A 25723-nucleotide genomic window follows, 5' to 3' on the forward strand; every position below is an offset into this window, starting at 1 on the left:
CGTCTCTTATCTCGTGTGGGTAAAGGCGACCCCGGTCACCTTGCTTTTCGGGTTTTACCCCCCGGGTGTGGCTTTGGGCCCCCCACCTTTACCCACTCCCCGCCGGACTACCGGTTGCCCACCGCCTGTTTCACCAGGGTCCGGCCGAAGTCCCACACCAGGCCGTTACCCCGGTGGGCCTCGTCCATGATCTCGGTGAAGGCGTCGAGGAACCGGTCCACGTCCCGGTCGGTGATGATCAGCGGTGGAATCAGTTTGATCACTTCCAGGTGGTCACCGGACACCTGGGTCAGGATCCGGTGCCGCTGGAGCAGCGGGACGACCACCATCTGCGCGAACAGCCCCTTGCGCGCCGCCTGGAGGGCCGTCCAGCCGGTGCGCAGCTTCAGCGACCTGGGCCGGCCGAACTCGATGCCGATCATCAGCCCGCGGCCGCGCACCTCGGCGAGCAGCTCGTACCGGTCGATCAGCGCGGTGAGCCGCTCGCGGAACCGGTCGCCGACCTGCCGGGCGTTCTCCACCACCTTCTCCTCGCGCATCACCTCCAGGGTCGCCAGCCCGGCGGCCATCGCCTGGGCGTTGGACCCGAAGCTGGCCGAGTGCACCAGCACCCGGTCCATCGAGGAGTACACCTTCTCGAAGACCCAGCCCTTGCCGAGCGTCGCCCCGATCGGCACGTACCCGCCGGAGAGCGCCTTGGCCGCGCACACCAGGTCGGGCAGCACGCCCTCCTCATGCTGGTACGCGAAGAACTCGCCGGTGCGGCCGATCCCGGTCTGCACCTCGTCGCAGATCAGCAGCGCCTTGTGCTCGTGCAGCAGCGCCTGGGCGGCCCGCAGCCAGCCGGGCGGCGGCGCCTGGACGCCCTTGCCCTGGATCGGCTCCACGATCAGCGCCGCGACGTCCCCGCGCTTCAGCTCCTTGGCCAGCGCCCCGAGGTCGCCGAGCGGGATGGCGGTGTCCGGCAGCAACGGGTCGAAGCCCTTGCGGAAGCCGCCCTCGCCGTTGACCGACAGCGAGCCGGTGGTCAGCCCGTGGAAGGCGTGGTCGGCGTAGAGCACGCGCTTGCGGCCGGTGGCGTACCGGGCGAACTTCAGGGCGGTCTCCACCGCTTCGGTGCCGCTGTTGCCGAAGAACACCCGGTCCAGCCCGGGCGCGAGGGAGAGCAGCCGCTCGGCCAGCAGTCCGGGCAGCGGCGAGCAGTCGAAGCGGACCAGGTCCGGCAGGTCCAGGTCCATCACCTGCTGGACCGCCGAGCGCACCGCCGGGTGGTGCCGGCCGAGCGCGAAGATGCCGAAGCCGGCCAGCATGTCGAGGTACTCGTTGCCCTCGGCGTCGTAGAAGTACTGCCCCTGCGCGCGCTCGTAGTACTTGTCGAAGCCGATGGTGCGCAGCATCCGCGGCAGCTGGGGGTTGAGGTAGCGGCTGTGCAACTCGTAGCGTTCGCGGCCGCGTTCGGCGAGGAGGGCGGCGAGGTCGAAGGCGGGGCGGTCTGGTTCAGCCGGCATGGCGCGGGTTCGCTCCTCGGGTCGGTAGCAGGTTCTTGGCGAAGACGGCGGTCTGGGCCGCGACCCCGGTGCCGGTCAGGCCGGTCTCCTCCATGATCTCGCCGCGCGCGGCGTGGCCGAGGAACTCCTGCGGCAGGCCGAGCACCCGCACCGGGACGTCCACGTCGGCATCGCGCAGCGCCTGGGAGACGGCCGAACCCACGCCGCCGGTACGCCCGTTGTCCTCGACGGTGACCACCAGCCGGTGGGTGGCGGCGAGTTCGGGCAGCGCCGGGTCGACCGGCTTGACCCAGCGCGGGTCCACCACGGTCGCGGTGAAGCCCTCGGCGAGCAGCAGCCGGGCGGCGTCCAGGCAGGCGGAGGCGGTGCTGCCGACGGCCACCAGCAGGATCTCCGGCGCCGGTCCGGTGCGCAGCAGCACGTCCGTCCCGCCGATCCGCTCGGCCGCCGGGACGGTCGCGCCGACGTTCCCCTTGGGGAAGCGGACCACGGTCGGCGCGTCCTCGACCTCGACGGCCTCGCGCAGCTGGGCCCGCAGCTGCTCGGCGTCGCGCGGCGCGGCGAGCCGCAGTCCGGGGACGACCTGGAGGATCGACATGTCCCACATGCCGTTGTGCGAGGCCCCGTCCGAGCCGGTCACCCCGGAGCGGTCCAGCACGAAGGTGACGCCCAGCCTGTGCAGGGCGACGTCCATCAGGACCTGGTCGAAGGCCCGGTTCAGGAAGGTCGAGTACACCGCCACCACCGGGTGCAGCCCGCCGATGGCCAGGCCGGCCGCGCTGGTGACGGCGTGCTGTTCGGCGATCCCGACGTCGAAGGTCCGGTCCGGGTAGGCCCTGGCGAACGGCTCCAGCCCGACGGGCTGGAGCATCGCGGCGGTGATCGCCACCAGGTCGGGCCGCTCGGCGCCGAGCGCGACCAGCTCCTCCCCGAACACCGAGGTCCAGGGGATCCCGGCGCTGGGCGAGATCGGCAGGCAGGTGTACGGGTCGATCGGGTTGACGGCGTGGAAGCGGTCCGCCTCGTCCTGCTCGGCGGGCGGGTAACCGCGCCCCTTGACGGTCAGGCAGTGCACGATGACCGGTCCGCCGAAGTTGCGGGCCCGCCTCAGCGCCTGTTCCACCGCGCCCACGTCGTGGCCGTCGATCGGCCCGAGGTACTTCAGCCCGAGGTCCTCGAACATGCCCTGCGGGGCGAAGGCGTCCTTGAAGCCCTTCTTGGCCCCGTGCAGTGCGTCGAAGAGCGGCTGCCCGACCAGCGGGGTGCGCTGCAGCGCCTCCTTGCCGAGGGCGAGGAAGCGCTCGTAGCCCTGGGTGGTGCGCAGGGTGGCCAGGTGGTGGGCGAGCCCGCCGATCGTCCTGGCGTAGGAGCGCTCGTTGTCGTTGACGACGATGACCAGCGGCCGGTCCTTGGCGTCGGCGATGTTGTTGAGCGCCTCCCAGGCGAGCCCGCCGGTGAGCGCGCCGTCGCCGATCACCGCGACGGTGTGCCGGTCGTGCTGGCCGAGCAGCTGGGCCGCCTTGGCCAGCCCGTCGGCGTAGGAGAGGGCGGTGGAGGCGTGCGAGTTCTCGACCAGGTCGTGCTCGGACTCGGCCCGTGAGGGGTAGCCGGACAGCCCGTCCTTCATCCGCAGCCGGGAGAAGTCCTGGCGTCCGGTGAGCAGCTTGTGGACGTAGCTCTGGTGGCCCGTGTCGAAGACGATCCGGTCGTACGGCGAGTCGAAGACCCGGTGCAGCGCGATAGTGAGCTCCACCACGCCGAGGTTGGGCCCGAGGTGGCCGCCGGTGCGGGTGACGGCGTCGATCAGGAAGTCGCGGATCTCGTCGGCGAGCAGCGGCAGTTCGGACGCGGGGAGCTTTCGCAGTTCGGCCGGGGACGTGACGCGGGAGAGCAGTGACATGGGTACACCTCACGACTCGGAGCGGTGCGGTGGTGCCTGCGCCCGGAGGCGGCGGGGCCGGCCCGGGCACGGTGGCCCGGGCCGGACGGGAACTCGGGGCGGTACTGCTGTCGGACCCGGGCGTCGCGGGCCCGGCCTCAGTGCCCGCGGCTGGAGCTGACGGTCTCGGTGATCGCGCGCAGCGACTGCTGGAGCGAGCCCATGGTCGCGAGGACGGCGGTCGGCTCGTAACCGCAGTGGGCCATGCAGTTCTCGCAGCGCGGGTCCTTGCCGCGCCCGTACTTGCTCCAGTCGGTCTTCTCGACCAGTTCGCGGTACGTCGGCACGTAACCGTCGGCCATCAGGTAGCAGGGGCGCTGCCAGCCGAACAGCGAGTAGTTGGGGATGCCCCAGGGGGTGCACTCGAAGTCGGCCTTGCCCTCCAGGAAGTCGAGGAAGAGCGGGCTGTGGTTGAGGCGCCAGCGCTTGCGGTTGCCGCCGGCGAAGGCCTTGCGGAAGAGTTCCCTGGTCTGCTCGACGCCGAGGAAGTGCTCCTGGTCGGGGGCCTTCTCGTAGGCGTAGGCCGGGGAGATCATCATCTCGTCGACCTTCAGCTCGTCGTTGAGGTAGTCGAGGACGTCGATGACGGTCTGCGGGGTGTCGGTGTTGAAGAAGGTGCTGTTGGTGGTCACCCGGAAGCCGCGCCGCTTGGCCTCCTTGATCGCCGCCACCGCCTCGTCGAAGGTGCCCTCCTTGGCCACCGACTCGTCGTGCCGCTCCCGCAGGCCGTCGATGTGCACGGCGAAGGTGAAGTAGGGCGAGGGCTTGAACTTGTCCATCTTCTTGCGCAGCAGCAGCGCGTTGGTGCAGAGGAAGACGTACTTGCGGCGCTCGACCAGCTGCCGGACGATCTCGTCGATCTGCGGGTGCATCAGCGGCTCGCCGCCGGCGATCGAGACCATCGGGGCACCGGACTCCAGGACCGCTCCGACCGCCTGGGCGACGGGCATCCGCTGCTTGAGCACGCCCGCCGGGTGCTGGATCTTGCCACAGCCCTCGCAGGCGAGGTTGCAGGCGAACAGCGGCTCCAGCTCGACGATCAGCGGGAACTTGTCCCGTCGCTTGAGCAGCTTCTGCTGCATCAGGTAGGTGCCGACCCGCACGGTCTGGCGCAACGGCATGGCCATGGCTAGCTCGCCTCCTGGGGGAGCGTCGAGGATGTGGGGTGGTTCAGGTCTGCGGAGCCGTCGCCGGGCTCCTGCCGGTACCAGTCGACCAGGGCGGGTACCGTCGCCCGGAGGGTCCGCCAGGCGCGCACCCCGGCGGGCAGGGTGCCGGGGCGCAGCAGTTCGTGCTCGGGGGTGTCGACCACCACCCGCAGCACCGCGACGGGCAGGGCCGGGCGCACCTCCCGCAGCGCGGCGAGCACGGCGGCGGCCTCCATGTCGACGGCGAGCGCGCCCAGGCGGTGCAGGGCGCGCCGTTCGATGCCGCGCACCACGTGGTCGGCGGTGTGGTGCACCCCGGTGCGCACGGTCAGGCCCTGCTCCTTGAGCGCCCGGGCCAGCTCCGGCCCGGAGTCGACCGGGTAGAGGTGGCCCTCGGCGTCGCGCACGCCGTCGGCGACCACCACGTCGCCCGGTGCCACGCCCGGCCCGACGGCGGCACCGAAGCCCGCCACCACGACCGCGCCGTAGCTGCCCGGGGCGGAGCCGAGCAGCCGGCGGACGGCCGTCCCGGCACGCCGCCGGCCGACCCCGGTGCGCACCAGCACCGGGGACCCGCCGGCCGCGCCGCGCCAGTCTCCACCGCGCAGGGCCCACACCTCGGGACCCAGCGCGCAGAGCACCAGCAGGGGTGCGGTGGTCACCGCGCCGCCCCGATCGCCGGGGCACCGCCGGGCTTCACCATGCCGGGGGCGCCGTTGAGGTAGCGGCCGAGCGCGGTGACCGGGAAGACCAGCCGGTACAGGTGGTAGTTGATGGAGAAGTCCCAGGGGAATCCGGTGCCGGTGAACTGCGGCTCGTCCCAGGTCCCTTCGGGCAGCTGGGTGCGCACCAGCCACTCCACGCCGCGCTCCACCGCCGGGTTGGCCCGGCCGTCCGGGCCCTCGCCGGCCGCGAGCAGCGCCATCAGGGCCCAGGCGGTCTGCGAGGCGGTGGAGTCGCCGCGCCCGGCCCAGCGCGCCGGGTCCTCGTAGGAGCGCATGTCCTCGCCCCAGCCGCCGTCGGTGTTCTGCCGGTCCTCCAGCCAGCGCACCGCCCGGCGGATCGCCGGGTGCTCGTCCGGGACCCCGGCCGCGACCAGGGCGGGCAGCACCGAGCCGGTGCCGTAGATGTAGTTGGTGCCCCAGCGGCCGAACCAGGAGCCGTCCGCCTCCTGGTTGCGAAGCAGCCACTCGATGCCGCGCCGGGTCCGCGGGTCGCGGGCCCGGCCGGTCTCGGCGAGCATCTCCACCACGTGGGCGGTGACGTCGGCGGACGGCGGGTCGACCACCTCGCCGAAGTCGCAGAACGGCAGCTTGTTCGGCAGCAGGCTGGTGTTGTCGACGTCGAAGGCGCCCCAGGCGCCGTTCTTGGACTGCATGCCGAGGTTCCACAGCACGCCCCGGTCCACCGCCGCCTCGACCCTGGCCGGGTCGGGGTGGGCGACCCGGCGCAGCGCGAGCACCACCTCGGCGGTGTCGTCGATGTCGGGGTAGGTGTCGTTCTCGAACTCGAAGGCCCAGCCGCCGGCCGGCAGCGAGGGCCGCTGGACCGACCAGTCGCCGCGCTTGCGGATCTCCTCGCCGAGCATCCAGTCGACGGCGGAGACCAGCGCCGGGTGGTCGGCCGGGACCCCGGCGTCGACCAGCGCGATGGTGGCCAGGCAGGTGTCCCAGACCGGGGACTGGCAGGCCTCCATCCAGCGCATGCCGTCCTCGGTGTGCACGGTGAAGCGGTCGAAGGAGGAGAGCCCGGCCTTCATCACCGGGTGCTCCAGCTCGTAGCCCTCCAGGTGCAGGGCGATCAGCGAGTAGACCGCCGGAGGCTGGATGCCGCCCCAGCAGCCGTCCGCCTCCTGCCGCTCGACGATCCAGCGGCAGGCCTGGGCGACGGCGAGCCGGCGCAGCGGCCGGAAGGCCCGGTGGTGGTAGGCGTGCAGCACCTTGTCCAGGCGCTCGAACAGGCCGTCCCAGCTGGTGGCGGGGGCGAGCGGCCGGTGGGGGTACGGGTCGTCCGGGTCGGTGTGCAGCTCGGTGAGCGCGAAGGGGGCGGGACGGACCGGGCGGTGGGCCGAGACGACGGTCAACGGGACGATGGTCTGGCGGGCCCAGCAGCCGAAGGCGTAGATGTTCAGCGGCAGCCACTTGGGCAGGAAGATGATCTCGGGCGGCATCTCGGGCAGCCGCTCCCAGGGCCACCAGCCGAAGAGCGCGAGCCAGATCCGGGTGAACACCCGGGCGGCCGCGATGCCCCCGGCGGAGCGGACGTACCGCGCGGCGGCCAGCATGTGCGGGGCGTTCGGGTCGTCGCCGGCGAGCTTGAGGGCGACGTACGCCTCGACGGTGGTGGACAGTTCGGCCGGCCCGCCGTGGAAGGTGGCCCAGGTGCCGTCCTCCCGCTGCTGGGAGCGGATCCACTCGGCGGTGGCCCGGGTCTGCTCCTCCGTCCGGATGCCCAGGAACTGGCGGAGCAGTAAGTCCTCCGCGTCCATGGTGACGTTGGTCTCCAGGTCGCCCTTCCACCAGCCTTCGGAGGACTGCAGCGAGAGCAGGTGGATGGTGGCGCGCGCCAGGGCCTCGCGCGCGTCGCCGGGCTGCCGGTCAGCCTCACCGGACGGCCGCGGCCGGTCGGTGTCCTCGGGCTGCCACCGCCCCGCACCCAACAGGGCCGGGGGGTGGTCGCCCACCGCGACCGGCTCGGAATCGTACTCAGGGTCGAGCCGGCCGTCCGCGGTTGCTGTCAACGTAACGTCACCTCTCTCGTACCACCACGAATTCGGCGAGTGCGACGAAGTGCTCGCGCACCGCGTCGGACATGGGCACCTCGTCCAGGGCGGCGAGGGCAGTCGTGTGCTGGCGGCGGGCCTCCTCCCGGGTCCAGGCCCGGCCGCCGGCCGCCTCGATCAACGCGGCCCGGGCGGCGAGCTCGGGCTCGCTCTCCTCGCCCCGGCCCTTCGGGTCCGCGAGCTCCTCGGCGAGCCGGCGCGAGGCGGCCCCGCCCTCGGCGAGCGCGGCGGCGACCGGCAGGGACTTCTTGCGCTGGCGCAGGTCGCCCCAGTGCGGCTTGCCGGTGACCTCGGTCGCGCCCCAGATGCCGAGCAGGTCGTCCACCGCCTGGAAGGCCAGGCCCAGGTGGTGGCCGTAGCGCTGGAGCGCGCCGGAGACCTTGTCGTCGGCCCCGGCCAGAACGGCGCCGATCGCCGAGGCGGCGGCCAGCAGGGCCGCCGTCTTCCCGCCCTCCATCTCCAGGCACTCGGCGACGGTGACGCTGTCGCGCTGTTCGAAGGCGACGTCCATGGCCTGGCCGTCGATCAGGCGGCGGGTCGCCGTGGTGAGCAGCCGGACGGCGCGCGCGGCGTCGGCGGGGCTGGTGCCGCCGGTGTCCCCGGCGTCGAGCAGCACCTCCGTGCCGAGCGTCGCGAGGGCGTCACCGACCAGGATCGCCTGGGCCGGACCGAAGACCGTCCAGGCGGTGGCCCGGTGCCGTCGGGTCTCGTCACCGTCCATCAGATCATCATGGAGCAGGGAGAAGTTGTGCACCAGTTCAACAGCCACCCCACCGGGCACGCCCACCTCGGCCGCCGCACCCGCGGCCTGGGCCGAGAGCAGCGCCAGCGCCGGGCGCACGGCCTTGCCGCCGTCCCCCTCCACCGGCGTGCCGTCCCGGTCGATCCAGCCGAAGTGGTACGCCGCGACGGTGTCCATCGGTGCGGCCAGACGGGCGACGGTGGCCCGTAGCGGCGGGGTGCAGAGCGTACGGCTGCGGGCGAGCAGCTCCGGCACCGAGACCGGTTCGGCGTGTGCCGTGCCTCCGACGGCGAAGCCGGTGCGTGACTCCACGTGCGTTCCCTCTCCCTCGTGGTGCCGGACCGCACGGGGCGGCCGGGTGCTGTCGGTGCGGCTGGTGTCGATGCCGGTGCGGACGATGCGGGTGCTGTCGGTGCCAATGGTGGCGGAGCGAACGGTGTCCGTACGGCCGATGGGGCCGACGGTACGCCCGTGGGCTCTGGCGGGCTCCCCGGCGACGGGGCCCGCCGTCACCTGGGCCACCGCCCGTCGCCCCGGTCCACCGGCGCCCGGGCACCGGCCGCGGCCAGCGCGGCGTCGGCCGCGGCGTGGCCGCTGCGCACGGCGCCCTCCATGGTCGCGGGCCAGCCGGTGGCGGTCCACGCGCCGGCCAGCAGCAGGCCGGGGACGCCGGTCGCGGCTCCGGGGCGCAGCTCGGCGCTGCCGGGTGCCCCGTCGAAGGTGGCGGTGCGCTCCCGGGTGACGAAGAAGTCCAGCACCTCGGCGCCCGCGGCGGCCGGGAGCAGCCGGGCCAGCTCGGGCAGGTAGCGGCGGCGCAGCTCGGCCACCGGCAGGTCGATCTCGTCCCGGACGGCGGACTGCGAGAGCGCCAGGTACTGGGCGCAGGGGTGGGCGCGGCCCAGCCCGGTACCGGCCAGGCCGGAGTGGGTGGTGCGGTCGAAGACCCACTGGACCGGGGTGCCGAGCGCGGCGAAGAACGGCCGGCGCAGCACCTTGCGGTCGTAGACCACGTGCACGTTGAGGATCGGTGTGGTGCCGAACTCCGCCAGCCGCTCCTGCCCGGGGACGGCGCCGGGCGGCAGCAGGGCGGCCGCGGTGTCCTGGGCGCCGGCCAGCACGACGGTGTCGGCGGTGAGCAGCTGCCCGTCCTCCAGCCGGACGGCGTGCTGGGGCGCGGCGGGCTTGAGTTCCGCGACCCGGGCGCGCAGCAGCACCCGCACGCCGGCGCGTTCCAGCTCGGCGAGCGCCCGGTCGTGGTGGATCACGCCGAGCGGAACGGCGGGGACGCCGATGTCAGAGGCCCCCGGGTCGGAGAGCAGGCCGGTCTTGAACACCATCGCGGCGAGCGCCAGCGACACCTCGTCGGCCCGGGCGTTCAGGGTGGCGACGCCGACCAGGTCCCAGAGCGCGGCGGTGGTGGCGGCGTTCTGACCGTTGCGGCGCAGCCACTCGCCGAAGGAGAGCCGGTCCAGCGCCGGGTCGGCGAGGTCCAGGCCCTTCAGGGCGAGCGCGCCCCGGACCACCCGCGCGCGGTCGGCCGGCGACAGGTGCGGGTAGCGGGCGAGGCTGCCGGCCAGGTGCAGCGGAACGGGCAGGCCGGCCCGGCGCAGCCGGCCCAGCGTGCGCACCGGGGCGTGCTCGGGGCCGGTGACGGAGAGCACCGGGACGTCCAGGCGGTCCTGGAGGTGGGTCATCCGGGCGGCGCCGAGGCGCTCCAGCAGTCCGCGGTAGGCGGTGCAGCAGCGCAGGAAGACGTGCTGGCCGTTGTCGACGGTCAGCTCGCCGCGCTGGAAGGAGAACGCCAGGCCGCCGAGCCGGGGGCGCCCCTCGGCCAGGGTGACGTCATGGCCGGCCTCGGCCAGTCGCAGTGCGGCGGTGATCCCCGCCAGGCCGCCGCCGACCACGACGGCGGCCGGGCGCGCGGCAACGGCTCGCCCGGTCATCGGCCCTCCCCCTCGCTGGACCGCCCGGTGGCGGTCGGTGTGGCCGGCGTGCTGGCGGCCGGCACTGTCGTGGTCAGCATCGTGGTCAACGCGGCTCTGCCCGGATGTGATTCCCCGCTGACACAGCGTGACAGAACCGTGGCGAGAATCAAGAACGCCCCCCGGCGAGCCCGGAAAGCGCGACGTACGCCTTCTCCCAGCCCGGCAGCGAGACCCGGCCGCGCAGCACCGACTCGGGATCGGCGGCGATCCGGCCGAGCAGCCGGTGGTAGATCCCGGCCATCGCCGCGGTGCAGGCGCGGCTGCGGCGGTCGAGCATGGGCAGCAGCCGCAGTCCCTCCTCGAAGGCGGCCTGGGCGCGGGCGGCCTCGAAGGCCACCAGTCCGGTGAAGTCTGCGCCGACCGGCGGCTTGGACAGCGCGAAGCCCTGCTCGCAGCCGAACCGGACCAGGTCCTCGGTGGGCAGGTAGGTGCGGCCGTTCAGGGCGTCCTCACGCAGGTCGCGCAGGATGTTGGTGAGCTGCAGGGCCAGGCCCAGGGTGTCCGCGTAGCGCGCCCCGCGCTCCGGGTCCTCGCAGCCGTAGACGCCGAGCGAGAGCCGGCCGATGGCGCCGGCCACGCAGCGGCAGTAGACCTTCAGCTCCTCGTACGTCTGGTACTCGGCGCCCTTGAGGTCCATCTCCACGCCGTCGATCAGCTCGTCGAAGCCGCCGAGCGGGATCGGGAAGCGCCGGGCCGCGTCGGCCAGGGCGACCTTGATCGGGTCGGTGTCGTCCTCCGCGACCGTCCCGGAGCGGACCTCGTCCACCAGTTCCCGGGTGCGCACCAGCGCCTCGGCCTTGCGGTCGGCCGGGAGGTCGCCGTCGCCGATGTCGTCCACCCGGCGGGCCAGCGCGTACAGGGCCGACATGGCCAGCCGCTTGGGTTCGGGCAGCAGCCGGATGCCGTAGCTGAAGTTGCGCGCCTGCAGTCCGGTGACTGCCTCGCAGTACCGGTACGCCGCCATGACCTGGGCCGACGCCAGTGGTGATGCCGCCACTCGGGCGTTCACCTTCCCTTCGCGAAGATGGCCGCCGCCTTCACTGCGAGGCGACGCTTGTCCGGCTTCGCCTGCCGGGCGAGCACGTCGTACCCGGCGTCCTCGACGGCCGCCAGGGCCGCGTAGCCGCCTGCGGTGAATCCCGCCAGGAGCAGTCGAAGCCTCCCCCGAACCGTACCTACCAATGGTGCGCCGCGGTCGAGCAGGGTGCGGGCACGTTCGGCCTCGAAGGCGATCAGTTCCCGAACCGCTGCGGTCGCCCGGGGGGCGGCGAGCTCCTCCTCGGTGACGCCGAAGCGTTCGAGGTCCTCGGTGGGGAGGTAGATCCGGCCGCGGGAGAGGTCCTCGGCCACGTCCTGCAGGTGTTCGACCACCTGGAGGGCGGTGCAGATCGCGTCGGAGAGGGCGATCCGCTCGGGGGTGGAGACGCCCGCGATGGCCAGCACCAGGCGGCCGACCGGGTCGGCGGAGAGCGTGCAGTAGCCGGCCAGGTCGTCGTAGGTGGGGTAGCGGGTGGTGGTCTGGTCCACCCGGTTGGCCTCGATCAGACGGCGGAACGGCTCGGGGGTCAGCCCGTGCCGGTCGACCAGCGGGACGAGTGCGGTCATCAGCGGGTGGCGGGGCGGTTCGGCATCCGCCGAGCGCAGGGCCGTCTCGAACGCCCGGTCGAGGTCGCGCTCCAGCCCGTCGAGCAGGGCGAGCCGGAAGGAGGCCTCCGCCGGGCTCGGCGGGCCGGACTGGGCCGAAGGGGTGGCGGGCGGCCGCCGCTCGACCCCGAGCAGGGCGGCGGTGGCGGCCGGGTCGGCCAGGTCGCCGTCGCCGGCGTCGTCGACCAGCCGCGCGAAGCCGTAGACGGCCATCAGGTCGTCGCGCCAGGCCGCGGGCAGGAAGAAGGGGGCGACCGGGAAGTTCTCCGCACCCGCCTTCTCCAGGGTCTGCCCCGCGGAGGGGTTCACCGGCGTATCTCTGGGCTGGGCCGAAGCCGACACTGCAGTCACTCCCCCGTTCTACACCGCTGGGTACCACCGGTCCGACTCGGACACGCGTCCGAGCGCGGGCGTCACGCACGGCACATCGCCCCCGCGCCCCCAGCCTGACACCACGCGACGCGCCCGAGAAGAGCGCCCCGCCCGGCGCACGGTGGCGCTCACCCTCGCGGGGACGGCCAGCCGGACTAGCGCCGGGCCGCATGCCGAAGGGCCGGCTCCGGAGTATTCCGGGGCCGGCCCTCGGGAGCCAGGGCTTTTCGGAGGCCGGGGGCTACGGGCGCTCGCCGCGCTCGTACCGGCCGACGACCTCGTCGGTCGGGCCGTCCATGACCAGCTCGCCCGCCTCGATCCAGATGGTCCGCTCGCAGACCTCGCGGATCGAGTTGTTGTCGTGGCTGACCAGGAAGACCGTACCGGCGGAGCCGCGCAGCTCGTCGATGCGCCGCTTGCTGCGCTGCTGGAAGGCCTGGTCGCCGGTGGCCAGCGCCTCGTCGATCAGCAGCACGTCGTGGGTCTTGGCGGCGGCGATCGAGAAGCGCAGCCGGGCGCCCATGCCGGAGGAGTAGGTGCGCATCGGCAGGGAGATGAAGTCGCCCTTGTCGTTGATCCCGGAGAAGTCGACGATCTCCTGGTAGCGCGCCTTCACCTGGGCCGGGGTCATGCCCATCGCCAGGCAGCCCAGGATGACGTTTCGCTCACCGGTGAGCTCGTTCATCAGGGCCGCGTTGACGCCCAGCAGCGAGGGCTGGCCGTTGGTGTAGATGCCGCCCTTCTCGGTCGGCAGCAGGCCCGCGATGGCGGCCAGCATGGTCGACTTGCCGGAGCCGTTGGAGCCGATCAGGCCGATCGCCTCGCCCTTGTACGCGGTGAAGCTGATGCCCTTCACCGCGTGCACCTCGCGCACGCCGGCCCCGCGCTTGCGGCTGAGGATGCGGCTCAGCGCCGAGGTGGCGCTGCCCTTGCCGGAGCCGGCGCCGTGCACCCGGTAGACGATGTGCACGTCGTCGACGACGACGGTGGGCTCGCGGGCCACGTTCACGGCCGCAACGGCGTCGCGCTTGCTCAGGTCGGTGTCAGCCACGGCCGTACTCCTCCTCGGCCTTCCAGAAGAAGACGTATCCGATGACGAACATGCCGACGCCCCAGGCCAGACCGTACGTCCACTGGTGCGGCGGGATGGTCTGGTGCGCGGCCTGGTGCTTGTTGTAGATGATCGGCGCGAAGGCGTGCCGGAGCAGGTCCATGTAGACCGAGGCCGGGTTGAGGGCCATGATCGTCTGGATGTAGTGCGGCCAGCTGGAGATCTTGTCCTGGATGCTGAACATCACGCCGGACAGGAACATCCAGGCACGCATCACGAACGGGATCAGCTGCGAGATGTCGCTGGTCTTGGAACCGATCCTGGCGAAGATCAGCGAGACGCCGGTGTTGAACAGGGTCTGCAGGAACAGCGCCGGGATGATCAGCAGCCAGGTCTTGCCCGGCGTGATGCCGGCCGCCAGCACGGTGATGACCAGCACGATCATCGAGATCAGCAGCTGCTGGAGCTGGATCACGGTGAAGGCGATCGGCAGGCTGGCGCGCGGGAAGTGCAGCGCGCGGATCAGGCCGAGGTTGTCCGAGATCGCCCGGGTGCCGGACTGCACCGCGTTCTGGGTGAACTGGAAGATGAAGACGCCGATGCAGAGCCAGGCGATGTAGGTGTTCGGCGGGAAGTTGTCCTTGCTCTTCAGGATGACGCCGAAGACCAGGTAGAACACGCCGCAGTTGAGCAGCGGGGTCACGACCTGCCACAGCTGGCCCAGCTTGGCGTCGGTGTACTGCGCCACCAGGCGGGCGGTGGCGAAGGCCCAGACGAAGTGGCGCCGGGCCCAGAGCTGCTTGGTGTAGGAGAACAGGCTCGGCCGGGCACCGCTCACCGACAGACCGTACTTGTCCGCAAGCTGCTTGGGGGTCAGGCCCGCGTCCGCCCCCCTGGGGGCTGAGAGGCTGGCGGGTTCACTCACTGTCGACACATTCGTCCTTCACGCGGGATCGGTCGGGGCGGCCGGTCGGCGGGGGTCCGCCGGCCTTGCGCCGATGGGGATCCACTGGGATCACGGGGGTTGCGTCCGGTGTGTGGTCACCGGCCGCGGCGATCGATCACTCGATCCAATCAGATGATCGGAGGTCGGCCCATCCTGGTCAGTCGCCAGACGGTACGCCATCGCATGGGCTTCCGCGGACCGCAGGGTTCGCGGAAGCCCGCCCGGAATCCGCCCATCCAGGCCTTCAGCCCCTCCGCGGAGGGACGCCGGGCCAGGGTCAGCAGAAACCAGGTTCCCAGATAGAGAGGCACCAACGGGGCCGGAAGGTTCCGCCTCGCGAGCCAGACCCTGTTACGGGCCACGTTGTGGAAGTAGGCGGCGTGCCGGGCCGGCGACGTGGCGGGGTGGTGCAGCACGACGTCCGCCCGGTAGTCGATGGCCCAGCCGGCGTCCAGGGCGCGCCACGCGAGGTCGGTCTCCTCGTGGGCGTAGAAGAACTCGGCGGGCAGCTGCCCGGCCTGCTCGAAGACCTTGCAGCGCACGGCGCTGGCACCGCCCAGGAAGGTGGTCACCCGGGAGGAGCGCATCGGGTCGCTGGCGCGCAGCCGGGGCACGTGCCGGCGCTGGGTGACGCCGGTGTCCGGGTCCTCGATCCGGAAGGACACGATGCCCAGCTCCGGATCCGCGGTGAAGGCCTCGCGCAGCAGGCGGGCCGAGTCGGTGCGGGGCAGCAGGCCGTCGTCGTCCAGGAAGAGGACGGCGTCCACCTCCCGGCCGTCCGGCCCGAACAGCTCGATGCCGACGTTGCGCCCGCCCGGGATGCCGAGGTTCTCCGGCAGTTCGACGGTGCGCACGCCCTCGGGCAGCGGGGGCAGCTTGACGCCCTGGCCGACCACGGCGAACTCGACCGCCGGGCCCTCCTGGGCGCGGACGGACTCGATCAGGGCGTTGAGCTCGGCGGGCCGGTTGCCCATGGTGATGATGACGACGCCGAGGCGGAAGCTCTCCGCGGTGGTGGCTGTGTTCATCGAGGAAGTGGTCATCGGAGCCTGCTCGAAAGGACGATGCTCAGCAGGTGCAGGACGGTCTGGAGCATGGCGATGGCCGCCAGCACCACGACCGCGAGCCGGGTGAGGAACAGCCCGCCGTGCACGGCGTCGCCGATCCCGGCCGCCAGGATGAACAGCGAGGCCTCGACCGCGCCGACCAGGCGGTGGAACTTCAGGAAGGAGGCCGCCCGGCGGGCCTTGGCCACCGAGGAGGAGCGCGGCACGGAGGCGCTGTCCTCGACCGCCGTCATACCGCTGCGGGCCCGGGCCACGTCCACCAGGTCCGTCTCGGACTTGATCAGGATCGCGCCGAGCGCGGCCAGCGTGCCCAGGAACGCCCACTCCCAGTGGGAGCCGTGGCCCTCGCGGTGCAGCAGGTCGGTGGCGCGCAGGCCGAGGCCGGTCAGCAGGGCCGCCTCGGACATGTAGTGGCCGACCCGGTCCAGGTAGACGCCGGTGAGCGAGGTCTGTCGGCGCCAGCGGGCCACCTCGCCGTCCACGCAGTCCAGCAGCAGGTAGACCTGGATCAGCAGGGCGCCCAGGACCGCGCCGGTGATGCCCGGCACGACCAGCGCGGCACCGGCCAGGATGCCGGTGAGCATCATCAGGTAGGTCAGGCCGTTGGGCGTGATCGCCGTCATGGTGGACAGCACGCGGGTGATCCGCAGCGAGATCTTCCGCATGTACAGGCGCCCGGCCCAGTGCTCGGCGCTGCGGCGCTGGAGCATGCCCTCCGGGTGGATCACCGCGCGCAGTTCCTCGATCGAGGGCCGGCGGGTCAGGTCCACCGGGGGCCGCTCGGCGCCCGCGGTGGAGGGGTCAGCTGTTGACGGCTTGGACATAGTCGGCGTACGCGTCCCTGATTGCGGAAGGGGAGAGGTCGAGGTGTTCCAGGATGGTGTAGCGGCCCGGGCGGGTGTTCGGAGCGTAGTGCACCGCCTCGGTGAACTCTGCTTCGGTGAAGCCGATTTGAGCTGCGGTCACCGGCAGTCCGTGGAGCGCCAGGCGCTCCACGATCAGGCCGGTCAGCTCGCGCTCGCCCCGCAGGAAGCTGGCGAACGCGGCGCCGAGGCCCACCTGTTCGCCGTGCTGGGCGGAACGCTTCGGGTACAGCACGTCCAGGGCATGCGAGATCTCGTGGCAGGCCCCCGACGAGGGCCGGGTGCTGCCCGCGATGTTCATCGCGATGCCGGACAGTACCAGGGCTTCCGCGAGGGCCGTCAGGAGGTCCTGGTCCTGAGTGCTTCCTGGGTGCCGCAGCAGGTTCTCGCCCGCCGAGCGGGCCATCGCCACGGCCAGTCCGTCCACCGGTTCGCCGGTGACGGTGTGGGACAACTCCCAGTCCGCGCACGCCGAGATGTTGGAGACGACGTCCCCGATGCCGGCCGCCACGAAACGCCGCGGGGCCTGCCGGATCACGTCCAGGTCGACGATGATGCCGATCGGGCTGGGCACCCCGTACGAGCCGCGGCCGGCGTCGTTGTCGAGGGTGGAGACCGGCGAGCAGATGCCGTCGTGGGCCAGGTTGGTGGCGACCGCGACCACCGGCAGGCCGACCCGGGCGGCGGCGTACTTGGCGGCGTCGATGATCTTGCCGCCACCGAGGCCGACGACCGCGTCGTAGTGCCGGCCGCGCATCTCCTCGGCGAAGCGCACCGCGCTGTCGAGGCTGCCGTCGTCGACGTTGTACCAGTCGGCGCCGGGCAGGGCCGGCTCCAGGCGCTCGCGCATCGCGGCGCCGGAGCCGTTGCTGATCGCCACCGCGATCCGGCCCGACGCCGACAGCCGCTGGTCCGCCAGGATGCCGCCGAGCGCGTCCAGCGCGCCCGGGCGGATCTCGGCGAACAGCGGCGACGGGACCAGCCGGGTCAGTACTGGCACGCGATCTCCCGCGCCTTCGCCAGGTCGTCGTGGTTGTCGACCTCGACCCAGGACACCTCGCCGATGGGCTGCACGTCGATCCGCAGACCTCGGTCGACCATCTCCTGGTAGCCGTCCTCGTAGTACAGCTGCGGGTCGCGCTCGTAGGTGGCGCGCAGCGCGTCGGTCAGGTCCGCGGCGGCGGCGGGGTTGATCACGGTGACGCCGATGTACTCGCCGGTCGCGTCGGCCGGGTCCATCAGCTTGGTGATCCGGCGCATGCCGGCGACCGGGTCGACGACGACCTTCATCTCCTCGTCGGCGAGCTTCTTCACCGTGTCGAGGGCGAGCAGGATGCCGGGGGCCCGGCCGGCCTCGGCGAGCTGCCGGTTGCCCTCCAGCATGGTGCGCTGCACCGAGGCCGGGTGGACGGTGTCGCCGTTGGCCAGCAGCAGGCCCTCGGCGAACAGCTCCCGGGCGCACCAGAGCGAGTACGCGTTGTTCCACTCCTCGGCCTTGTCGTTCTCGACCAGGTGGAGCTTGACGCCGTACTTGCCCTCCAGGGCGTCCTTGCGGTCGTGGACGGCCTCCTTGCGGTAGCCGACGACGATCGCCGCCTCGCGCAGGCCGACCTCGGCGAAGTTGCGGAGGGTGAGGTCCAGGACGGTCCGCTCCCCGTCGACCGGCACCAGCGCCTTGGGCAGGGTGTCGGTGTACGGGCGCAGCCGGCGGCCGGCGCCGGCTGCCAGAACGAGGCCGATCATGCGGGGTCTCCTGATCCGTCGTGCGGTGCGCGGGATGTGCCGACGGGCACGGCGGCGCCGTGTCGCCCCGGAGAACGGCCTTCGGCCGGGCCCGGTGGCGGCGCGCCGGACCGGCACAGATCCGGGCAGCGTGTCGTAAGTGATGGTAGGCGACCGGGGGCAGCCTCCCGAACGCGGCGGGAGGCGGCGAGGTGACGGCCGGGTGGAGGAGCCGTGATCGAACAGAATTGGAACGGACATCGAACTGAACTGCGAGCCGAATGACCCTTCCGGGGGATTCCCGCGCCCGTCTCTGCCCGGATCCCGGCTCCTCCGGGTCATGATCCGCCCGGTTGTGCGTGGGACCCGTCCCGACCGCCACCCATACGGCAGACTGGAGCCCGACGCCGGCGCCGGTGCCCCCGCTGTGTTCCGTGCCCTCCACCCGGTGCACGGGACGCACCCGATGCTTCCGTTGCTCCCGCTTCCCGAAAGAGGCCCCATGCCCCAGAGTCTGCCGACCGACCCGACGCACTTCGCCGCCGAGATCGACACCGGTCTCGACGTCGAGACCGACGTGTCGGTCGACCAACGGGCCTCCGCCGCCACCCCCGGCGCCGAGATCCTGCTGGAACTGGTCGACGACGAGGGCACCACGATCGGCACCGCCGAGAAGCTCTGGGCCCACCAGCAGCCGGGCCGGCTGCACCGGGCCTTCTCGGTGTTCCTCTTCGACCGCCAGGGCCGGCTGCTGCTGCAGCGCCGGGCGCTCGGCAAGTACCACTCCCCCGGCGTCTGGTCGAACACCTGCTGCGGGCACCCGTACCCGGACGAGCCGCCCTTCGTCGCCGCCGCCCGGCGCACCGCCGAGGAACTGGGCGTCGCGCCGGCGCTGCTCTGCGAGGCCGGGACGGTCCGCTACGACCTGCCGGACGAGGCCTCCGGGCTGATCGAGCGGGAGTGGAACCACCTGTTCGTCGGACTGGTGACCGCGCCGGTCGAGCCGCACCCGGAGGAGGTGGACGACTTCGCCTTCGTGACCGCGCAGGAGCTGCGCGAGCTGCGGGCGGAGCGGCCCTTCTCTGTCTGGTTCGAGACGGTCTTCGAGGCGGCGCTGCCGGGGATCCGGGAGATCGCCGGGCGGGACTGGTAGCGGCCGGCCCCGCGCCCTCCCGGGGGCGGCCGCCCTCGGGTTCGGGCCGGGCGTGGACGTAGCGGCCGGGTCCGGGCGGGCCGACTCGGTGTTCCGGCGGGGCGTCTCGGTGGGGGGCGTCTTGATGCGGGGCGCCTCGCTTCGAGCCGTCGCCTCCGCGGGGCCGGGCGTCAGTGCGCGGGCTCCGGGGGGACCGGCAGCGAGGCCCAGATGACCTTGCCGCCCTCCCCCGTGCGCTCGACGTCGCACACCCCGCCGGCCTGAAGGGTGACGCTCTTCACCAGCAGCAGGCCGCGCCCGCCGGTGCGGCCGGTGTCGCTCTCCAGGGCCTTCGGCCGGTACGGGTCACCGTCCTCGACCGAGACCCGCACCCAGCCGCGGCGCACCGACAGCTCTGTCGTCACCTCGGGCGACAGCTCGGCCGCGTGCCGCACCGCGTTGCCGACCAGTTCGGAGACGATCAGCAGAACGTCGTCCACCAGCTCCTGGTAGCGCACCCCGGCCATGCCCTGGGCCAGCAGGCGGTCGCGCACCGCGTGGCGGGTGCGCGGCACGGAGGCCTCGACGGCGGGCACCCGGAAGCGCCACACGCCCTCGACGGGGTCGTCGGCGGCCTGCCGCCCGATCGACCGGCCGCCGGGTCTCGGCTCGGCCTTCGCCGACCCGCTGATCTGCTCCACGTCCAGCCGCCCTTCGTCCGCGACCCGGGAATCAGGCGATCCGCTCATGGCGCCCTCGGTCCACAGAGGCTAGGAGAGCAGTCGGCACGGCCGGGCCACCGTCGACAAGTTGCCCGTGTCGGATCGATTTCGATCGAGATCGATCGCGAGTGGGGGCGGAACTGATCGTTTGCTTCGCGGTCACCACCGCTTCGGCCGGGGTTCGAGCGCCCTCGCGAGGCGTCCCAGCCAGTCCTGCCAGGCCCGGCGTCCCCACCGGGGCGGGGCACCGGGACCCCCCGGGGGCGCGGCCGAGGAAACGCAGGTGAGAAGCACTCCAGAACCCTGGTAATGTTCTCTCTGTCGCCGAGGGGGCGAGAGAAACCCCCGGAGCACACACCCCGTCCGGGTGGCGGAATGGCAGACGCGCTAGCTTGAGGTGCTAGTGCCCTTTATCGGGCGTGGGGGTTCAAGTCCCCCCTCGGACACAGTCGAAATTCCCCGTGGAATCCGAAAGGAATCCACGGGGAATTTCCTTTTCCCGGCCCGAGCTCGGATTCCGCTCGCGATCAACTGCCGTCCAGGGGTGTGGCGTTCGCCTCGCCGACCGGTCCAGTCGTCCGAAAACCGGACACGAGATGGCAACGATCGGGCGGCTTGAGCTTCCTCTGAGGTATTCGCCCCTTTTCAAACCATAAGCTGCTGGGGTTTGTCCGGAATACCGACCCAAAACCGTAAAAGCACGGACACCATCCGCTGAACCCCGAGCGAGAGGACCGATACGTTGAGTGAGCCCGCTTCGTCGACGGCATCACACCAGAACTACCGCCGATCGCTGGGGACGATCAGCCTGACCGCGGTCGGCCTGGGTTCGATCATCGGATCCGGCTGGCTGTTCGGTGCCGAGCGGGCGGCCAAGCTGGCCGGGCCCGCCTCGATCCTCGCCTGGGTGATCGGCGCCGCCGTGGCGCTGACCATCGCCCTCACGTACAGCGAGCTGGGGTCGATGTTCCCCAAGGCCGGCGGCATGGTCCGGTACGGCCAGTACTCGCACGGTTCGCTGGCCGGCTACCTGGCCGCCTGGGCCAACTGGATCGCCATCGTCTCGGTCATCCCGGGCGAGGCCACCGCGTCGGTCCAGTACATGAGCTCCTGGCACTTCGGCTGGGCCAAGGGGTTGTACGACGGCCAGGAGCTGACCGTCAGCGGTGTGGCGCTCGCCAGCGTCCTGCTCGTCGTGTACTTCGTCCTCAACTGGTTCGCGATCACGCTGTTCGCCAAGACCAACACGGCGATCACCGTGTTCAAGGTCGTCGTGCCGACGCTGACCGCCGGGGCGCTGCTCCTCGCGCACTTCGACACCTCGCACTTCACCGACCAGGGCGGCTTCGCGCCGAACGGCTGGAGCGCGGTGTTCACCGCCGTCGCCGTCTCCGGCATCGTCTGGGCCTTCAACGGCTTCCAGTCCCCGCTCAACCTGGCCGGCGAGGCCCGCAACCCGGGCAAGGCGCTGCCGAAGGCCGTCATCGGCTCGATCCTGATCGCCCTGGTGATCTACGTCGCGCTGCAGGTCGCCTTCATCGGCGCCATCCCGGCCGCCGACCTGTCGAAGGGCTGGAGCAGCCTCTCCTACACCTCCCCGCTGGCCGACCTCGCGATCGCCTGGGGCATCAACTGGCTCGCGCTGCTGCTCTACGCGGACGCCTTCGTCTCGCCGTCCGGCACCGGCATGATCTACGCCGCCACCACCTCGCGCATGATCCACGGCGTGCAGGAGAACGGCCACCTGCCGAAGATCTTCGGCAAGGTCGACGCCAAGACCGGCATCCCGCGCCCGGCGCTGCTGCTGAACCTGCTGGTCGCCTTCCTGTTCCTCGCGGTCTTCCGCGGCTGGGGCTCGCTGGCCGAGATCGTCTCGGTGGCCACCGTGATCTCGTACATCACCGGCCCGGTCGCCGTGATGTCGCTGCGCCGCCTTGCCCCGGACCTGAATCGTCCGGTCCGGCTCAAGGCCATGCCGGTGATCGCACCGGTCGCGATGGTGTTCGGTTCGCTCGTCCTGTACTGGGCCCGCTGGCCGCTCACCGGCAAGGTCATCCTGCTGATGGCGGCCGGTCTGCCGATCTGGGCCTTCTACGAGCTGCGCAAGCCGTTCGCCGAGCTGAAGCCGCACCTGATGGCGGGTGCCTGGATGGTCGCCTACCTGTTCGTGATGGCCGGGATCTCCTGGGCCGGCAGCGCCGACTTCGGTGGCCACGGCTACCTGCCGGAGGGCTGGGACCTGCTGATCGTGGCCGCGATCGGGCTGGCGTTCTACTACTGGGGCGTCGCCAGCGCCTGGGCGAACCCCTCGTTGGCCGAGGTGCGCCGTGAGCTGGCGGCCGAGGCGGAGGCCGAGGCGTCGGCCGATGCCCCGGGGACTGCCGGAGCCTCGAAGCCTTCGCGGGTCTGAGCGGGTACGCGGTTTCGAAGGGCCGGTCGGGTTTCCGACCGGCCCTTCGGCGTCGGCGGGAGAACGGGGTTCAGCCGACAGAAGACAGAAGTTGAAATCTGTCAGCTGTTTTCCGTCAGCTGTTCGCTGCCGTCTGTGCGCGTTCGGCGGCCGGCTGTTCGCCCGCCGCACCCGCAGGCCGGTCAGCCGCGGCGGGCGCGGCGGATGGCGGAGGTGACGACCGGCGGGAGGAGGTCCTTCGCCGCGCGCTTGGCGACGTTGACCGGGCGGCGCGCCTCGGCGGCGCGGGCACGACGGACCGCGAGGTCGAGCGCCGCCTCGTCCTGGGCGGCGCGGAGCGAGTCGCGGGACGCCGACGGTTGGGCGGCGGCGCGCTGCCGGTGGCGGGAGGCGCGGAACGGCCGGATGCCCTCCGAGCTGCCGGTCATCCGCAGCAGCTGCCGACCGTTCAGGGTCTCGGTGCTGAGGTGGCAGCCGGACGCGAGGCCCACCCGGTCGAGCAGGTCGCGCTGGAACGGCTCCGGGTCCCCCCAGGTGCCGTAGAACTTGCACTCGGTGAGCATGATCGGTTTGAGGCCGTGGTTGAACACCGCCTCCCAGGTCGCGGCCGCGACGCCCGGGGTGTGCTGGGCCCGGTAGTCGTCCAGCACCACGACGCCCTGGTCCTGCAGCGCGACCCGGGCCACCTGGAGGTCGCCCACCACGTGCTCGTAGAGGTGCGAGGCGTCGATGTGGACGAAGCGGTGGGCGCCGGCCGGGAGCCGTCCGCCGGCCAGCACGGAGGTCGGCGCCTGGATGATGTCCGGCAGCTCGTCGTGAAAGGACAGGTAGTTGGCCTCGAAGGCCGACCGGGTCAGCGTCTTCCGGTAGGAGATGTCCATCTCGCTGGAGTTCTCCGCGTCCGGCGCGTCCGAGTCGAACAGGTCGCAGACGGTGAAGGTCTCGCCGGGCCGGAGGTGTTCGCCGATCACGATCGCGCTGCGGCCGAGGTAGGCGCCCATCTCCAGCAGGTCGCCGGTCACGCCCCACTCGGTCTGCCGGTCGAGGAACCACTCGAAGGAGTGCCGGTCGTGGTCCCAGAACCAGCCCGGGACGTCCTCCAACACGGCCGGTTCGCCGGGCTGCTGCGATTCGCCCTGCAACGCGGTGTCGGTCACGGGATGCTCCTTAGCGGTACGGATGACCTGGGGGTGCTGAGCCACGTCTCGGCGCGGTGGCGGCCCTGCCCGGCCCCGGGGACGGCCGGGCCACCCGGCCGTACGCGAGTCGATCCCCACCGACAGTAGGCCCCACCACGGAGTGCGCTGCAATCTACAGCGAGTACCGGGGCGATGAGGAGAGCTTTCGGGTGCCGAATTCCCGGAATGTGGAACTTCGCCCTTCGCAACCGGAGGTGAACACGGACTGGCGGGCGGGCTACGTCCAATTGTGTCCCGCTCGACGGCCCCGTGTCACCGGCCTCGGGGATGATCTTCGTCGCAGCTTCCGCCCCTAGCGTGGTGGCGGGCGGCCCGGACGACGGGCCCGGACGCACGGAGCGGATCGACATGACCGAAGCACAGCGTGACCGGACGGCTACTCAGGAACTGTCGCCGACCGCCGAGTTGGTGGCGATGATGGCCGAGGACAACGCGGCCGCACGGCTGGCGCACAGCCCCGACCTCGCCGAACAGGCCGTCTGGCGACGGCTCACCACGCGGCACGGGGACCGGCTTTCGGAGATCATGGCGGAGCATGGCTGGCCCACCGAGCAGGCCTTCGGCCCCGATGCCGCCCGGGCGGCCTGGCTGGTCGCCCAGCACGCCGACCGTCAACTGGACGTCCAGCGGCGGGCGGTGGAGCTGATGGCGGCGGCCGTGGCGGTCGGCGCGGCGAGCGCCCGGGACCTGGCCTTCCTCCAGGACCGGCTGGCCGTCAACGAGGGGCGCGAGCAGCGGTACGGCACCCAGATCGGCGCGGTGACGGACGGTCGCCCGGTGCCGTGGCCGTGCGAGGACCCGGAGCGGCTGGACGAACGCCGCGCACAGGTGGGGATCGAACCGTTCGACGAGTACACCGCGCGGTTCGCCCCGAGGTGACCGGCCGGTCCACACGACGGGATCGGCTCTTGCGCGCGGCCGTCCGGCCGCCTTGACTGAGCTCCTGACTAGCGCTGTTGATCGATGCGGCCGACCAGCTGAAAGGACGACCCGTGCAGGAGTACTCGGAGTACGGCGACCAGTACATCGACGGCGCCTGGCGGCCCTCCGGGGACTCCGGATCCATCACCGTGCTGAACCCGGCCACCGAGCGGGTGCTCGCCACCGTACCGGCGGGCGGGGCGGCCGATGTCGACGCCGCGGTGGCGGCGGCCCGCCGGGCGGCCCCGGGCTGGGCCGCCACCACCCGCGAGGAGCGGATCGCGCTGCTGACCCGGCTTCGGGACGGGATCGCCGCCGCCCAGGGCGAGATCACCTCCACCGTGGTCGCCGAACTGGGAGCCCCGGTCGGCTTCGCCGGGGCCGTGCACGCCGGGCTGCCGCTGACCGTGGCGACCTCCTACCTGAGCCTGCTGGCCGAGCACCCCTTCGAGGAGCGGATCGGCAACTCGGTGGTGCTCGCCGAGCCGGCCGGAGTGGTCGCGGCGATCACGCCGTGGAACTACCCGCTGCACCAGATCACGGCCAAGGTCGTCCCGGCCCTGGCGGCCGGCTGCCCGGTGGTGCTGAAGCCGGCCGAGGACACTCCGCTGGTGGCCCGGCTGTTCGCCCGGCTGGTGCACGAAGCGGGCTTCCCGGCCGGGGTGTTCAACCTGGTGACCGGCACCGGTGGGGTGGCGGGAGCGGTACTCGCCGCCCACCCGGAGGTGGACGTGGTGTCGTTCACCGGCTCCACCGCGGTCGGCCGGCAGGTCGCCGAGGCGGCCGGCCGCGGGCTGAAGCGGGTCGCCCTGGAGCTGGGCGGCAAGTCCGCCAACGTGGTGCTGCCGGGCGCCGACCTGACCCGTGCCGTGAACGTCAACGTCGCCAACGTCTTCGCCAATTCGGGCCAGACGTGCAGCGCGTGGACCCGGCTGCTGGTGCACCGGGACCAGTACGAGGAGGCGGTCGCGATCGCCGCCAAGGCCGCCGAGAAGTACGTTCCGGGCGATCCGACCGACCCGCAGACCCGGATCGGCCCGTTGGTCAACGCCAAGCAGCTGGACCGGGTGCGCGGCTTCCTGGAGGGCGCGCTTGCCGAGGGCGCCCGGCTGGTGGCCGGCGGTCCCGAGCCGCTGCCCGAGCTCCCCACCGGCTTCTACGTCCGCCCGACCGTGCTCGCCGACGTCACCCCGGACATGGCGGTGGCCCAGGAGGAGGTCTTCGGCCCGGTGCTGACCGTCCTCCCCTACCGGGACGAGGACCACGCGGTCGAGATCGCCAACGGCACGGCCTACGGCCTGGCGGGTGGCGTCTGGGCGGCGAACACGGACACCGCCGCCGCCTTCGCGCGCCGGCTCGACACCGGCCAGGTCGACCTGAACGGCGGGCGCTTCAACCCGCTGGCACCGTTCGGCGGTTACAAGGCCTCCGGGCTCGGCCGCGAACTGGGCCGGCACGGGCTGGAGGAGTTCCTGCAGTACAAGTCGCTGCAGTACTAGCCGGATTGGCCCGGGGCCGCCGAACTGATCTTCGGCGGCCCCGGGTTGTGGTCAGCCCGGTTCCGGACCGG

The 25723-nt window shown here is 72.2% G+C and carries 21 protein-coding genes and 1 tRNA gene; 5 read left to right on the top strand and 17 right to left on the bottom strand.

From position 1 onward, the window contains the following. Positions 1-107 precede the first annotated feature (107 nt). The 15 genes from ACFV1W_RS08370 to ACFV1W_RS08440 all read right to left on the bottom strand — a co-directional run bounded on the left by ACFV1W_RS08370 (position 108) and on the right by ACFV1W_RS08440 (position 17790). Positions 108-1508: an aspartate aminotransferase family protein gene (locus tag ACFV1W_RS08370; protein ID WP_380414283.1), complete on the bottom strand. Its 1401-nt coding sequence runs from the start codon at positions 1506-1508 to the stop codon at positions 108-110. Beyond that, entirely contained in the window at positions 1498-3408 is a 1911-nt protein-coding gene (gene dxs, locus ACFV1W_RS08375; protein ID WP_380414285.1) for a 1-deoxy-D-xylulose-5-phosphate synthase, read from the bottom strand. The genes ACFV1W_RS08370 and dxs overlap by 11 nt, the downstream gene beginning before the upstream one ends. 137 nt (positions 3409-3545) lie before the next feature. Further along, entirely contained in the window at positions 3546-4574 is a 1029-nt protein-coding gene (gene hpnH / locus ACFV1W_RS08380; protein WP_033348392.1) for an adenosyl-hopene transferase HpnH, read from the bottom strand. A 2-nt stretch (positions 4575-4576) separates the two neighbouring features. Further along, on the bottom strand, positions 4577-5257 hold the full coding sequence (locus tag ACFV1W_RS08385; protein ID WP_380414288.1) for a 1-hydroxy-2-methyl-2-butenyl 4-diphosphate reductase: 681 nt from the start codon (positions 5255-5257) through the stop codon (positions 4577-4579). Next, positions 5254-7335 carry a squalene--hopene cyclase gene (shc, locus tag ACFV1W_RS08390; RefSeq protein WP_380414290.1) on the bottom strand — a complete coding sequence of 694 codons (2082 nt, stop codon included), beginning with the start codon at positions 7333-7335 and terminating at the stop codon, positions 5254-5256. Before shc ends, ACFV1W_RS08385 begins: the two co-directional genes overlap by 4 nt. 7 nt (positions 7336-7342) lie before the next feature. Then, a complete protein-coding gene (locus tag ACFV1W_RS08395) occupies positions 7343-8431 on the bottom strand; it encodes a polyprenyl synthetase family protein (protein WP_380414292.1) in 1089 nt (362 codons plus the stop codon). 197 nt (positions 8432-8628) lie between these two features. After that, positions 8629-10062 carry a hydroxysqualene dehydroxylase HpnE gene (hpnE, locus tag ACFV1W_RS08400; protein ID WP_380414294.1) on the bottom strand — a complete coding sequence of 478 codons (1434 nt, stop codon included), beginning with the start codon at positions 10060-10062 and terminating at the stop codon, positions 8629-8631. A gap of 148 nt (positions 10063-10210) precedes the next feature. Next, positions 10211-11068, bottom strand: coding sequence for a presqualene diphosphate synthase HpnD (hpnD, locus tag ACFV1W_RS08405; protein ID WP_051824615.1), 858 nt, complete (start codon positions 11066-11068; stop codon positions 10211-10213). A gap of 41 nt (positions 11069-11109) precedes the next feature. Continuing rightward, positions 11110-12057 carry a squalene synthase HpnC gene (gene hpnC / locus ACFV1W_RS08410; RefSeq protein ID WP_380414296.1) on the bottom strand — a complete coding sequence of 316 codons (948 nt, stop codon included), beginning with the start codon at positions 12055-12057 and terminating at the stop codon, positions 11110-11112. A gap of 304 nt (positions 12058-12361) precedes the next feature. Continuing rightward, positions 12362-13171: an ABC transporter ATP-binding protein gene (locus ACFV1W_RS08415; RefSeq protein ID WP_380414298.1), complete on the bottom strand. Its 810-nt coding sequence runs from the start codon at positions 13169-13171 to the stop codon at positions 12362-12364. Beyond that, the gene (locus ACFV1W_RS08420) at positions 13164-14105 is read right to left on the bottom strand and encodes an ABC transporter permease (RefSeq protein ID WP_380414300.1); all 942 of its coding nucleotides are present in this window, start codon (positions 14103-14105) and stop codon (positions 13164-13166) included. The genes ACFV1W_RS08415 and ACFV1W_RS08420 overlap by 8 nt, the downstream gene beginning before the upstream one ends. A 140-nt stretch (positions 14106-14245) precedes the next feature. Further along, a complete protein-coding gene (locus ACFV1W_RS08425) occupies positions 14246-15145 on the bottom strand; it encodes a glycosyltransferase family 2 protein (protein ID WP_380414302.1) in 900 nt (299 codons plus the stop codon). Positions 15146-15156: 11 nt separating this feature from the next. Then, positions 15157-15894: a CDP-alcohol phosphatidyltransferase family protein gene (locus ACFV1W_RS08430; RefSeq protein ID WP_380414436.1), complete on the bottom strand. Its 738-nt coding sequence runs from the start codon at positions 15892-15894 to the stop codon at positions 15157-15159. A gap of 91 nt (positions 15895-15985) precedes the next feature. Next, positions 15986-17047, bottom strand: coding sequence for an iron-containing alcohol dehydrogenase family protein (locus ACFV1W_RS08435; protein WP_380414304.1), 1062 nt, complete (start codon positions 17045-17047; stop codon positions 15986-15988). Next, positions 17035-17790, bottom strand: a complete 756-nt coding sequence (locus ACFV1W_RS08440) for a sugar phosphate nucleotidyltransferase (protein ID WP_380414305.1) — start codon at positions 17788-17790, stop codon at positions 17035-17037. The genes ACFV1W_RS08435 and ACFV1W_RS08440 overlap by 13 nt, the downstream gene beginning before the upstream one ends. 481 nt (positions 17791-18271) lie before the next feature. On the opposite strand from ACFV1W_RS08440, the gene idi reads away from it, so the two are divergent. Continuing rightward, positions 18272-18922 carry an isopentenyl-diphosphate Delta-isomerase gene (gene idi / locus ACFV1W_RS08445; protein ID WP_380414306.1) on the top strand — a complete coding sequence of 217 codons (651 nt, stop codon included), beginning with the start codon at positions 18272-18274 and terminating at the stop codon, positions 18920-18922. Positions 18923-19092: 170 nt separating this feature from the next. On the opposite strand, the gene ACFV1W_RS08450 is transcribed toward idi, so the two are convergent. Further along, a complete protein-coding gene (locus ACFV1W_RS08450) occupies positions 19093-19650 on the bottom strand; it encodes an ATP-binding protein (protein ID WP_380414307.1) in 558 nt (185 codons plus the stop codon). 334 nt (positions 19651-19984) lie between these two features. Between ACFV1W_RS08450 and ACFV1W_RS08455 the strand changes: the two genes are divergently transcribed. Together ACFV1W_RS08455 and ACFV1W_RS08460 are read left to right on the top strand one after the other, a co-directional pair. Beyond that, positions 19985-20069: transfer RNA gene (locus ACFV1W_RS08455), tRNA-Leu, on the top strand. Between the two features lie 296 nt (positions 20070-20365). Further along, a complete protein-coding gene (locus tag ACFV1W_RS08460; RefSeq protein ID WP_380414309.1) occupies positions 20366-22033 on the top strand; it encodes an APC family permease in 1668 nt (555 codons plus the stop codon). A 182-nt stretch (positions 22034-22215) separates the two neighbouring features. Here ACFV1W_RS08460 and ACFV1W_RS08465 read toward each other — a convergent pair whose 3' ends face one another. Next, on the bottom strand, positions 22216-23190 hold the full coding sequence (locus ACFV1W_RS08465; protein WP_380414311.1) for a class I SAM-dependent methyltransferase: 975 nt from the start codon (positions 23188-23190) through the stop codon (positions 22216-22218). A gap of 390 nt (positions 23191-23580) precedes the next feature. Between ACFV1W_RS08465 and ACFV1W_RS08470 the strand changes: the two genes are divergently transcribed. Continuing rightward, positions 23581-24111, top strand: a complete 531-nt coding sequence (locus tag ACFV1W_RS08470; protein WP_380414312.1) for a DUF6624 domain-containing protein — start codon at positions 23581-23583, stop codon at positions 24109-24111. 113 nt (positions 24112-24224) lie between these two features. After that, a complete protein-coding gene (locus ACFV1W_RS08475) occupies positions 24225-25652 on the top strand; it encodes an aldehyde dehydrogenase family protein (RefSeq protein ID WP_380414314.1) in 1428 nt (475 codons plus the stop codon). The last annotated feature ends 71 nt before the right edge of the window (positions 25653-25723 follow it).

It is taken from the genome of Kitasatospora sp. NPDC059648, assembly GCF_042734825.1.
Taxonomy (GTDB): Bacteria; Actinomycetota; Actinomycetes; order Streptomycetales; family Streptomycetaceae; genus Kitasatospora.